Source organism: Cylindrospermum stagnale PCC 7417, from assembly GCF_000317535.1.
Classification (GTDB): Bacteria; Cyanobacteriota; Cyanobacteriia; order Cyanobacteriales; family Nostocaceae; genus Cylindrospermum; species Cylindrospermum stagnale.
This window is the reverse complement of sequence record NC_019757.1, coordinates 6,894,391-6,907,391: the sequence shown is the minus strand read 5'-3', so window position 1 is coordinate 6,907,391 and position 13,001 is coordinate 6,894,391. Positions and strand designations below refer to the sequence as shown.

The window sequence follows — 13,001 nt, the reverse complement described above, 5'->3', positions numbered from 1 at the left end:
AAAATGAAAGCAATTACCTTTTTACTAAGAACTAAACAACCTATTTTAGCGACTTCATTTCAAGGTGATCCAAACAGTGATGTCTCCTATTCATACATTCCTGGAAGCATGATTCGGGGTGCATTGATTAGTCGGTATCTGAATAGTTATGGATTGCAAAATTCTGATATCTTAATTGATCCAAAAATTAGGGATTTGTTTTTTGACGATTCAACTCGTTACTTAAATGCATACATCAGTAGTCAAGAAGGAAAAAGGACATATCCTACATTACTTTCTTGGCGAAAAGAAAAAGGTGTGGAATTTAACAATGAATCTGATAGTAGGATGATATTTTATGACTTTAGTATAGCTAGACCTAAACTAGATTCACCGAAGACAGTAGGAGAAGCTTTTTGGGTTGAAGAAAGCGGATACACTACACTATATCACGTTGCTCGCAGAATTAACATTCACAACTTGCGCGATCGCTCCAAAGGTCGTTCCACAGAATCAGAAGGTGAAATCTTTCGCTACGATGCTATAGATGCAGGACAAACTTTTCAAGGAGTTATCTTGTGTGACGAAGCCAATGAAGAGATTATCTGCAACTTACTATCTCCCTCAGATATCTGGTTAGGGGGTTCTAGAAGTGCTGGTTATGGTCATGTGGAAATTTCACAAGTAAACTCCTGTGATTCTTGGAATGAAGTCGGGATTCCTTCAGAAAATAGGATTAGTGATAATATTCTGAAAGTTACCCTCCTCAGCGATTTAATTCTACGCGATGAATGGGGTCAATATGCTGCGATACCGCCAACTAACTTACTTTCTGAAGTACTAGAAATATACCTAGATAAGCCAAGAAGTGCTTACATGGATAGCATTTTTATAGGAGGTTTTAACCGCAAATGGGGTTTACCTATACCACAAGTACTAGCAGTTAAAGCAGGAAGCGTCTTTGTATATGAAAATGCTCAAATAAATCCAGAGAAAATAAATATTTTAGAAACAGAAGGTATAGGAGAAAGGAGAGAAGAAGGTTTTGGTAGGGTAGCTGTTAACTGGTGTACAGAAAAAAAAATTACAGCTAAAAAGCCACAAATTAAAGTAACCTTGACAAAACCTCAATTTAAAACTCCAGAATCTTGTGAGTTAGCACGCGAAATCGGAGAAAGAATCTTACGGCAAAAATTAGAACAATTACTCCTAACACAAATTGAACTGCATAGACTCCAAGTAAATCAAATGACTAATAGCCAGTTATCGCGATTAATAATAGTTGCGAGACAAGCATTAGATAAAAACAGTCGTGAACCCCTGGATAGTCTTTTCAGTCAACTGACTCAAAATGCCCGTAGCCAATATGAAGGAACTAAATTAGGAAACCAATCTTTAAAAAAAACAATTAAGCAGTGGTTAGATTCTCCAAGAAAATGGATGGGAACTGAAATACAAGACATTCTAATTGGTGACGAAAAGTGCAGTTTAAGTGACTCTCTAGCTATGGAATATACTCTACGTCTAATTATGGCAGTAGCTAAAAATGCAACTAAGGAGAAGGCTGATGAGCAATAAACGCTTAAAACGTAACCAACGTATTATCCTTGAACGCATTATCATCACAGGAACTCTAATATTAGATACCCCAACCTGTTTGGGTAATGGTGATGCAGATGGGTCTACAGATTTAATGTTACTGCGTGACAGCATTAGTTCTAAAGCACTTCTCACAGGTACGTCTATCGCTGGTGCATTACGGAACTATTTACACGAGTATCAATATGGTTATGGTCAAGATGAGAAACATCAAAATGACAACTTATCTACGTATCTATTTGGTGGAAGTCGCAAAGATAAAGATGGTGAACAAAGTCCTCTCATTATCCATGACTCGATTAGTAATGAAATTCCCCGCGTAGAACTCAGGGATGGAGTAAGAATTGATATTGCAACAGGGACAGCAAAAAATCAGGCAAAGTACGATTTGGAACTCTTGGCAGCAGGAACCGAATTCCCTCTTTATTTTGAGTTGTTAATTGAAGAAGGAAAAAATAAAAATCAACTACTTGAAGCTTTGGTTATTGCTTTACAAGGGCTAGAAAAGTCTGAAATTAATATTGGCATGAAAAAACGCCGAGGATTTGGTCGTTGTCATATTGAAAAATGGCAAATTTGGCAGTTTGATTTGAATGATTACAAACATAGGTTAGCTTGGTTAACTTTTGACAGAGATGATTGGAAAGAGAAGTACACTCAAGATATTTTAGCTATAGAAGGTAAAATTGTAGATATCTTTCAAGAAAAAATAAGATCAGACCAACGCCATCGGTTTCATCTGAAAGCTACTTTTAACTTAATTGGTTCTTTACTAATTCGTTCTGGTCAATTTTCTACAGAAACCGTACCAGATGTAGTACATATAAAATCACACCGTAATGGTAAGGTTGCATCAATTTTACCAGGAACAAGTTTTACGGGAGTTTTGCGGCATCGAGCAGAGAAAATAGTAAAAACGCTGGGAATTTCAACAACTTTTATTTATGACATATTTGGTATTTTCGAAGAAAATATTCAAGATGCTCAATCAAGTCGCTTAGTGGTAAATGAAACTGTAATTGAACAAGCAATCCCTTTAGTACAAAATCGAATAGCAATCGACCGCTTTACAGGTGGCGCATTACATGGTGCATTGTTTGACGAACAACCGATATTTGGCGGAAAGGAGACAATAGTTACTTTGGATTTAGAATTACGTCAACCGAATAATGCTGAAATTGGCTTACTGTTACTTTTACTAAAAGATTTATGGACAAGTGATTTACCAATTGGTGGTGAAAGCAGCATCGGAAGAGGGAGATTACAGGGAATTAAAGCAGAAATGAGACGATTTACACCAGATAACGGTGAAGATTATTGGCAAATCATTAAAGAGGAAGACAAGTTACAAATTAGTGATGTGAATAATTTAGAAAAATTTGTGGGTGATTTAAATAAAATAGTTAATCAGGTAGTAGCATGAATCAAAAATTATGTCAGACTATCTCTGTCGATGAGATTAGAGACGATGACCAAAGCACTCTAATAAATTGGTTGCAAAAAGAAGCTAAAGAATATCAATTTAAGTATCTTTTGGCTTATGCTGAGGATGGAATAATTTGGGGACATTTTGATGAAGACGAAAATTATAAAATAATTACTGCTGATATAGTTTTTCATAAAAATAATTTTGCTGTTGATTTTGCTAACCTTCGATTACTCACATTGCAACAGTGTCGAATATTTGGAGAGAACGGAGAAATTTTACTTTGGAAATCTCATAAAAATTGGCAAGCACGACTTATCAAAGATAATCCATCAATAGAATATATTCATGAAGAACAAATTCTTTGGGGAACTCAAATAGAGAAAGGTAAAAATGGAGAGGATGGTGAAAAGCATGGATTTACTTTACTTTCTGATGGTTCCCAAGGGCTAAAACACGCTGTTCCTTTAACTAGTTTAAGCAGTTATTTTAGTCCAACAGATAAAAAGAAGCTTTATCGTCCAGTCCGTTTAGTAATAAATCACTACATTAAATACGACGATGAAACAGGTATTGCCAGAATTTTTCTCAGTCGTCTTGTATCACTAAAAGCAAAAGCAGGAGTTAAATGATGACTATCAAACATATTCACCATGTACCGCAAGATAAGAAAGCAGTTGCACCATATAATTTTGTGGAACTTCCAGACCAAATAGTCAAAGCTGAACTAGAGGAAAATTGTAAGCTGCGTGATAATGATCGTTACTATCAGGATAGACATACTGGTAGAATACAATGCAATTTAAATACTTCTTCACCTCTATATATTCGCTGTGGACTAACACCAGAACAATTTAATTTTGTACAAGAACAACTTAGACAAGAAAGAGAAGTTAGTGATTATCCTGATTTTTTCTATAATCCAGTGACGAATAAACCTGAAATTGCAGGTAGTAGTTTACGAGGAATGTTCAGGACGCTGATAGAAATAATCAGTTTTAGCAAAATTGACAAAGTTTCTGATGCCCAAAAGTTTTTCTTTCGTGCGGTAGCTGCTGATAAAGATGACCCGCTTAAAGATGAATATATAAAGTATTTAGGAAATCAGGGTAAAAATGTAAAAGCTGGTTATTTTCAACAAAAAGGGGACAAATGGTTTGTACGTCCTGCCAAAAGTATTGATAATTATCCATTTGTTTGGGTCAAAGAGAAATCGGTTATTAATGCTAGGATTTCTGGATATATTCCTATCGAAAATATATCAGATTATAAACCTCAGTATTTTATTAATATAAGTTTTGAGGATATACAAACTAAAAATGGTCGTAAATTTGCTCAAAAGATAAGCTCTAATAGTCAGGATTATGATTACAATGGTGTTTTACTAACTAGCGGCAATATGCTGGAAGGTGCAACAAGACTGCCAGATGAAGTAAACCGTAAAAATCATTGCCTGATTAGAGAACCAAATCCTGATGCAGAATTAATACCAATTGATGACGATGCCATTCAAGATTATAAAAAATCATTAACACCTTTTCAGAAGCAAGAACCACCATTTGATCCAGAAATGGGTGTACTTAAACAGGGTCGTGCTATCTTTTATTGTCAACATCAACAAGGACAATCTATAAAATTATTTGGTCAAAGTCCTAATTTCCGTATTCCATATTATCCAAAAGGGCATATAAAGACAGCATCTGCTGTTGATTTTATTCCAGCAAATTTACGGGAATCTTCAATTATTGATATTGCAGATGCAATTTTTGGTTTTGTCAGATCAGAAAAACAAACTCAAGGAATTCAACAAAGTCGCGCTGGTAGAATTTTTATCAGCAACGCGGAATGTCAAACAGATAATAATGATATCTGGCTAGAAAATTATCCAATCACGCCTAAAATTCTTGCTAGTCCTAAACCGACAACATTTCAGCACTACTTAGTGCAATCAGAAAATACAAATGCTGTCAAGATAAATCTGAACCATTATGCTAGTGAGCCAACTAAAGATACTGTCATTCGTGGTCATAAACTTTATTGGCACAAGGGGAGTGAACCAGAAATTAAACATCTAAAACCAGATGAAGCTTCAGCTACTCAACTTACTCAAATAAAGCCAATTAAACCAGGAGTAAATTTTGAGTTCACTATTCATTTTGAAAACTTGAGTGATGTTGAACTGGGTGCTTTAATGTGGGTACTTGATATTGCTCAAGACAATAAATATCGGCTATCGTTGGGTATGGGTAAACCTTTGGGTATGGGTGCAATTAAAATTACCCATGAGCTTTATTTAAATCAACGCACAAATAGATACGCTCAATTATTTAGTGGTAATAACTGGAATCTTGCAGAAACAGTTCAACAAGCATCTAAGTACAAAGATGAATTTGAGAAATATATACTTACTCAACCTCAACTCACGAAAATTGGACAATTTAATAAAATTCCCAGAATTAAAATGTTGTTAGCTTTATTAACTTGGGAAGAAGATCCATCACAAGATTATTTGGAACAAACACGATACATGGAAATTGAGCGTGAACAAAAGCCTCGTCTTGGATATGACCACAATGAATATAAAGCAAGAAGAGTTTTACCCACACCTTTACAGGTGATTCAGGAAATTCTACCTATCCTAGAGTTTACAGAAGGTCAAATTATTGAAGGGACTGTAACCAACATTGAAAAGCAATCGGTACAAGATGGTAGAAGAACTAAATTAAAAACTACTATCACTTATGAAATTAAAGGTTCTGATTGTCCATCAAAAGAAGAAGTGAATAAACAAGAAGTTACCCTTTTTATAGGAGATATTGTCAAAGTAAAAATTGAAAAATTTCAAGGTACAAGTGTGAGGAGAGTAAAAAGGGTTGAATAATACTACTAATCGGTGCGTATCCTAAAACTATAGCCTCTGCATCAAACCAGCGCAGGCCATGACCCTAGCTTCAAACCAAACCAAGCCAAGCAGCGATTCCCCTTTGAACAATTTCTCAACTACGACTTTCCCGCACAAGGTCGCTAAGAACTGGTTAATGGCGAAATTGTGCGGATACTACCAACAAGACAGCAAGACAACAACGCAGACTTTATTGCCAAAAAATTTGATAGAGAGATGGCACGTCTCAATCTCAACTAGGCATTGCACCGAGATGTTGGTAAAAAACTGTTGTTTGTCCTTCACTCATGCTTGATTTATCGCTACCGATAACGGCTTTTTTGCTTTGGGTAGCAAATTATCAAACCCAGATAGGGCGAGACTTTTTAGAGCATTTTACTGTAAATTACCACGCATCTCGGCTCAATCCCTAATAGGTATTTGGAGCGCATTTTTGAGGTGATTTAATTACAGCATTGTTCAGGTAAATGAAGTACACGGGTAGGGGCACAACATTGTTGTGCCCCTACGATAATCTGTACTTTACCAAGTTGCAATCTGCTGTAAGTTTTAAATAAAAACTTTAGCTTTAAAACAAAACAACTTTACTAAAAAGTCAATTAGTCTTTATTTTTAGTTACAGTTAGATAACAATCAAAGTGTGAGGAGTGATACTATATGCGAGTCTTGCTGGTGTATCCGATATTTCCGAAAACCTTTTGGTCTTACGAAAAGATTTTGGCATTAGTCGATCGCAAGGTTTTGTTACCACCCTTGGGTTTAGTAACGGTGGCGGCGATTTTGCCCCAAGAATGGGAATTTAAGTTGGTCGATCGCAACATTCGCCCAGCAACAGAAGCAGAATGGGCTTGGGCAGATATAGTGATTTTCTCTGCCATGATTGTCCAGAAACAAGATTTACTCGACCAAATCAAAGAAGCGAAAAGACGCGGTAAGTTAGTGGCGCTGGGTGGCCCCTACCCCACCTCTACACCCCATGAAGTGGAAGCCGCTGGGGCAGATTTTCTGATTCTGGATGAAGGGGAACTGACTCTACCCATGTTTGTCGCAGCTGTTCAACGGGGAGAAACTTCTGGGACTTTCCGGGCTACAGAAAAACCTGATGTCACCAGCACACCTATACCCCGCTTTGATTTATTAGAGTTTGATGCTTATGACATGATGTCGGTGCAGTTTTCGCGGGGTTGTCCTTTCCAGTGCGAATTCTGTGACATTATCGTTCTCTACGGACGCAAACCACGTACTAAAACCCCAGCACAACTGTTAGCAGAGTTAGATTACCTCTATGAATTGGGTTGGCGGCGGGGTGTGTTTATGGTGGATGATAACTTTATTGGCAACAAGCGGAATGTTAAATTGTTGCTGAAAGAGTTAAAAGTCTGGGCGGAAGAACATCAATATCCTTTCAATTTTGACACTGAAGCTTCAATTGACTTGGCACAAGACCAAGAAATGATGGAGTTGATGGTTGATTGCGGCTTTAAAGCTGTGTTTTTGGGCATTGAAACACCAGATGAAGATAGTTTGCAATTGACGAAAAAGTTTCAAAATACCCGCAGTTCTTTAACTGAGTCGGTGGAAACTATTATTAGAACTGGGTTGCGCCCAATGGCTGGGTTTATTATTGGTTTTGATGGCGAAAAAGCCGGTGCAGGCGATCGCATCGTCCGCTTTGCAGAACTGGCTGCAATTCCCTCTACCACCTTCGCCATGTTGCAAGCGCTACCCAACACCGCTTTGTGGCATCGCCTGACAAAAGAAGGTAGATTGCGAGAAAATCAAGACGGCAACATCAACCAAACAACGTTGATGAACTTTGTCGCCACCCGTCCCCTAGAAGACATTGCGAGAGAATACGTTGAGGCATTTTGCGCTTTATACGATCCAATTGCATACTTAGATCGCACCTATCGCTGTTTCTTGATGTTGGGTTCCCCCAAATGGACAGCACCAGCTAAAAAGCCAGAGTGGATAGTTGTCAAAGCACTGCTAACTGTGATTTGGCGACAAGGTGTCATCCGGGAAACTCGCTGGAAATTCTGGCACCACTTGTTTAGCATTTTTAAGCGTAACCCCAAAGTACTTGAGCAATATATCTCTACTTGCGCCCACAACGAGCATTTTCTAGAGTATCGCCAAATTGTCCGCGATCAAATTGAAAGTCAGCTAGCTGAATATTTAGCGCAAGGGCCAGAAAAGCCTTATGTGCTGGTGAAAGAAAAAGCCGAGGCTGTAGTTAGTTAGAGTCAAAGGCGATGCCCAACCTAGGCATCGCCTACGCTTTTTGATTTAGTTTTCTAGGTAGCGATCGCCTATCAAGATTAGGAATCAAATTTTAAAAAGTGTTTAAAACTACAAATTTAAGTATTACTACGCAAGTACTAACACTTAAATTTTATGGAAAATTTAATAATCATTGCTCAATATAAGGTATATGTAAGGGTTGAAGTTAATCGAGTAAGCTTAATTGTGTCACAAGTTATCACCAAAGCTTTTGAAATCGAATGTTCTCCTAAGCAACTAATTTGGAGTGAAATCGCTCATCGAATTGGAGAACTGGGACTACCAGGAACACCAATCCGGCTGATATTAACAGCACTCAGAGAAAATAAGTTAGTATTTGAAAGCAGTTTTTTGGAAACAGATAGAAAACCTGTCTGGCCTTCCTTATTAAATATTCGTCCTCGTCAAATATCTTCGGCTAAACCTTTTGTCGCTGTTAGTATTATCCCGACAGGAGTCCGTGCGGAAATAGGAGGTTTTGCTGGTGATGCTACCCCAAGTGTTAATCTTTTAGCCAAAGCTTGTGATTATTTAGTTGTTAATCCCAATTCGGTTACAGCTTCTGACCTCTATTATGCTAGTGACAATGTTCTTTACCTAGAAGGAAATTTAATTTGCCATCTCTTGTTGGGGCATACTACTCTGATACCAGAAACTCGCACCAAAATTGGTGTGATTATTGAGAAAACCCAAGAGAAATTTTTGAACAATATCCTTAATGCCCTCAATGCTTTGAGAACTGTTGGAGGAATCAATATTGATCCTGTGGTGGTGACAGGTGGACAAGTGAGAACCAAATGCACTTATTCCCCCTACGGTCATGCCTCTGGAGAATTTGAGGGCATTGATGAGTTGATGAAGGCATTAGATATTGTTGCTCAGACAGACACTAATGCCGTTGCTTTTTCCACCACCCTCTTAGTTGAGGATGAAGTTCGACAGCAGTATTACAACAAAGAATCTATACCAAATCCCTGGGGAGGAGCAGAGGCAATTCTTACCCACATGACAACAAATTTTTATCCTTTTACTGCTGCCCATTCACCATTATTGCTAGATGAAGCTCATACCATGTTTGGGACTCTAGGCGACCCACGGGATGGTGCAGAGTTAATCTCTAGTTCATTTCTCTGTTCGACTTTGAGAGGATTAACCCACTCTCCACGTCTAGCAAAATTCGACACTCCATTGCCATCAGGATGTCAGGGAATTTCTGTAGAAAATGTCTCAGCAGTTGTGATGCCAGAGAGTTCGGTAGGCAATATTCCCTTCTTTGCCTCTCTTGAGCAAAATATTCCAGTTATTCTGGTTCGGGACAATTACACTCAGTATGAAGTAACTCCCTCCATTCTGGGAATTGACCATGAACGAAGAAAAATTTACTACGTGAATAGTTACATGGAAGCCTCTGGGTTACTCCTCGCTTTACGACATGGAATTGCCCCTGAAGCAACTACACGTCCAATACCCCCAATAGAGCCAATTTTTCTTTAAAATCGAATTTTTTCAGTCACTGCTAACACTTGTTAGCAAAACGCAAAACCGAGGGAGGGGAGCATCCCACTTGGGTAAATTTATTCCTGCGGAGAATAGCAAAGTCAGACTGGCTTGACTCAACAGGATTTTTACAATTTTGGGATGCTCTTAAACTTAGTAAATTAAAGGTCAAACAGCAGGCTTATGGAACCTATAGCGAGCGACATGGATGGCAAATTGTCCACTTATAAGATGATTGCATCTCATTCCCCAGAAATAAAAGTTCGGCTCCACACTCCTGCTCATCAAGGAGTTCGGGGAGTATCTGAATATTTTGGCGATCGCATCTATGCTTACGATTTACCCTTTTTTAACCGTGATAAATTTGACAATGTAGAAAAGCATATTTCTAGTTTGTATAAAACTAAACGTACATTTTTCATTACTGGAGGAGCCACCCAAGGAGTTTTAATTGCCTGTAGCATACTGGCAAGAAGACACCGCAAAGTTGCCATCGGTCTAAATAGTCACCTATCCATAATTCATGGATTTATCCTTTCGGAAACAGAACCATTTTTTATTCCGTCGCGTTCCTTCATGCCCACAGATGAAGAAGTTATTCAAGCATTAGAATCAGCAGATGGAGATGTGACTGCACTTTTTTTAACACATCCTAGCTATGATGGCATCACGACGGACTTAGGCAGGATTTCCCAATACTGCCGTAGTAGAAATATTGAGTTGATGATCGATGAAGCACATGGCACTCATTTTCCTTTCTTAGATGAAGAAAATTTATCAGCCTTGACATTAGAATGTGACTTAGTTGTTCATAGCCTGCACAAGTTTGTTGGTAGCCTTGTGCAAACAGCATTAATTCACTTACCGGAAGCTTCAGTGATTACCGAGGAAGAAACACTCACCGCCCTGGCATTGTTTGAAACCACATCAAGGAGTAATCTCCTATTATTAAGTATAGAAGAAGCGATTCAACTGGCTTTTGGAGATGAGAGAAAATCTATTTTTCACAAGGTGGCTGGCAATTGTGATCAATTGCGGTCTCTACTAGATAATTGGGGAAATACTTTAACTTATGATTCCCAGGTGTCCGATCCATTCAAACTTTTCCTGTATAGCGATCGCATTTCCGGTGATAATCTAGCTAAATTACTGTATGAAAGTGGTGTTTATTTTGAATATTTTGAGCCCAGAGGAGTACTACTAATTTTCTCATTTCAAAATACTGATGATGATTTTGTCCATGTAGCTAAGGTCTTGGCAGAAATTTACACAACTCTGGCTACTCAAGCTCCCAGAGAATTATTTGACGAACATATTTTAATTAGAACTCCGGTGATGCGGTGTTTACCGAGAGAGGCTTTTTTTGCATCCACAAGAAAAGAAGTTTATCTCCATGAAGCCAAAGGACTGGTGAGTTGTCAAAACATCAAAAAAATCCCCCCTTGCGTTCCGGTTTTGATCCCTGGCGAAGAAATCACTGACTGGCATCTCCAGACAATAGCACCAGATACCTTAGTTAAAGTCATGAGTTAAAGAAGTAGCGTTTAGGAGACAGTCTAATCTTAAGTTCCACTAAAGAGGTTGTTTGCATCTGGGGATTTATAACCGAGCAAATTGAAGAGCTAATAAACTGTACTCAATAAATTTACAATTGGAGCTTTATTCAGAGTGCTGATTATAACTAAGATTTTGAATTGTGAATTAAATTAGGACTTACGCATTGACAAAAATGGTAAATATGTTTATCGATTTTATTCATTGAAAGTCCTATAAATTGTGCTGGGCAGCACACTACGTGTAGGATGCGTAAAGAGACGCATCGAAAAAGCCTGAAAAAAGGGTAAATTTGTACAGTGCGTAAGTCCTATAAATGTATACTGTTGAATAATCTAATAGGAGTCCTAGATGAATGATAAATTACTTACTTATCAGATGATTTCGTCTCATGAATCATTAACAAAACTGAGGCTTCACACTCCTGCTCATCAAGGATATAGAGGAGAATCGGAACATTTTGACGAGCGCATTTATGGCTATGATTTACCGTTCTTTAACCGTGACGAATTTGACAATGTAGAAAAGTATATTTCTAGTCTATATAAAACAAAACGTACATTTTTTATTACTGGAGGAGCTACTCAAGGAATTTTAATTGCCTGTAGTCTATTGGCAAGAAAACATCGAAAAATTGCTATTGGTCTAAATAGCCACTTATCCATAATTCATGGATTTATCCTTTCGGGAACAGAACCATTTTTTATTCCATCTCGTTCCTTCATGCCCACAGATGAAGAAGTTATTCAAGCATTAGAAACAGCAGGTGAGGAGGTAACTGCACTTTTTTTAACCTATCCTAGCTACGATGGAAAAATAACTAACTTAGAGAAGATTGCCAAATATTGCCGAGGTAAAAATATTGAGTTCATGCTCGACGAAGCACATGGAACTCATTTTCCTTTCTTAGAAGCAAAAACATCAGCAGTGACATTAGAATGTGACTTGGTTGTTCATAGCCTGCACAAGTTTGTTGGTAGTCTTGTGCAAACAGCATTAATTCACTTACCGGAAGCTTCAGTGATTACCGAGGAAGAAGCACTCACCGCCCTGGCCTTGTTTGAAACCACATCAAGGAGTAATCTCCTATTATTAAGTATAGAAGAAGCTATTCAACTGGCTTTTGGAGATGAGAGAAAATCTATTTTTCACAAGGTGGCTGGCAATTGTGATCAATTGCGGTCTCTACTAGATAATTGGGGAAATACTTTAACTTATGATTCCCAGGTGTCCGATCCATTCAAACTTTTCCTGTATAGCGATCGCATTACAGGCGATAATCTAGTTAAATTACTGTATGAACGTGGTGTTGATGACGAATACTCTGATTCCAGAGGAGTACTACTAATTTTCTCATTTCAAAATACTGATGATGATTTTGTTCATGTAGCTAAAGTCTTGGAAGAAATTTACACAACTCTGGCTACTCAAGCTCCCAGAGAATTATTTGACGAGCATATTTTAATGAGAACTCCAGTAATGCGGTGTTTACCGAGAGAGGCTTTTTTTGCATCCACAAGAAAAGAAGTTTATCTCCAGGAAGCAAAAGGACTGGTGAGCTGTCAAAGCATCAAAAAAATCCCCCCTGGCACTCCGGTTTTGATACCTGGTGAAGAAATCACTGACTGGCATCTCCAGACAATAGCACCAGATACCTTAGTTGAGGTAGTGGGTTCTTCGGTTATTTCGATGGAAAAACCAGTTAAAAATCATTGAAAGCCTCATTCTGTAGGCATTTCATTTAAAACAGGAGCATAATTC

The 13,001-nt window shown here is 38.0% G+C and carries 8 protein-coding genes; all 8 read left to right on the top strand.

The window, feature by feature from the left end; translation table 11 throughout:
- Positions 1-3: 3 nt before the first annotated feature.
- The 8 genes from CYLST_RS29325 (at position 4) to CYLST_RS29290 (ending at position 12,956) form a co-directional block, all read left to right on the top strand.
- Entirely contained in the window at positions 4-1,557 is a 1,554-nt protein-coding gene (locus tag CYLST_RS29325; RefSeq protein WP_041234016.1) for an RAMP superfamily CRISPR-associated protein, read from the top strand.
- Positions 1,547-3,001 carry an RAMP superfamily CRISPR-associated protein gene (locus CYLST_RS29320; protein ID WP_015211365.1) on the top strand — a complete coding sequence of 485 codons (1,455 nt, stop codon included), beginning with the start codon at positions 1,547-1,549 and terminating at the stop codon, positions 2,999-3,001. Before CYLST_RS29325 ends, CYLST_RS29320 begins: the two co-directional genes overlap by 11 nt.
- Complete coding sequence (gene csx19 / locus CYLST_RS29315; RefSeq protein WP_015211364.1) at positions 2,998-3,636, top strand: type III-D CRISPR-associated protein Csx19; 639 nt, start codon at positions 2,998-3,000, stop codon at positions 3,634-3,636. Before CYLST_RS29320 ends, csx19 begins: the two co-directional genes overlap by 4 nt.
- Positions 3,633-5,885 (top strand): TIGR03986 family type III CRISPR-associated RAMP protein, encoded by a 2,253-nt coding sequence (locus CYLST_RS29310; protein WP_245587447.1) that lies wholly within the window; start codon positions 3,633-3,635, stop codon positions 5,883-5,885. Before csx19 ends, CYLST_RS29310 begins: the two co-directional genes overlap by 4 nt.
- A gap of 678 nt (positions 5,886-6,563) precedes the next feature.
- Positions 6,564-8,150 carry a B12-binding domain-containing radical SAM protein gene (locus CYLST_RS29305; protein WP_015211362.1) on the top strand — a complete coding sequence of 529 codons (1,587 nt, stop codon included), beginning with the start codon at positions 6,564-6,566 and terminating at the stop codon, positions 8,148-8,150.
- Between the two features lie 153 nt (positions 8,151-8,303).
- Complete coding sequence (locus CYLST_RS29300; protein WP_015211361.1) at positions 8,304-9,683, top strand: DUF3326 domain-containing protein; 1,380 nt, start codon at positions 8,304-8,306, stop codon at positions 9,681-9,683.
- A 186-nt stretch (positions 9,684-9,869) separates the two neighbouring features.
- The gene (locus tag CYLST_RS29295; protein ID WP_015211360.1) at positions 9,870-11,219 is read left to right on the top strand and encodes an aminotransferase class I/II-fold pyridoxal phosphate-dependent enzyme; all 1,350 of its coding nucleotides are present in this window, start codon (positions 9,870-9,872) and stop codon (positions 11,217-11,219) included.
- A gap of 372 nt (positions 11,220-11,591) precedes the next feature.
- Positions 11,592-12,956 (top strand): aminotransferase class I/II-fold pyridoxal phosphate-dependent enzyme, encoded by a 1,365-nt coding sequence (locus CYLST_RS29290; protein WP_015211359.1) that lies wholly within the window; start codon positions 11,592-11,594, stop codon positions 12,954-12,956.
- The last annotated feature ends 45 nt before the right edge of the window (positions 12,957-13,001 follow it).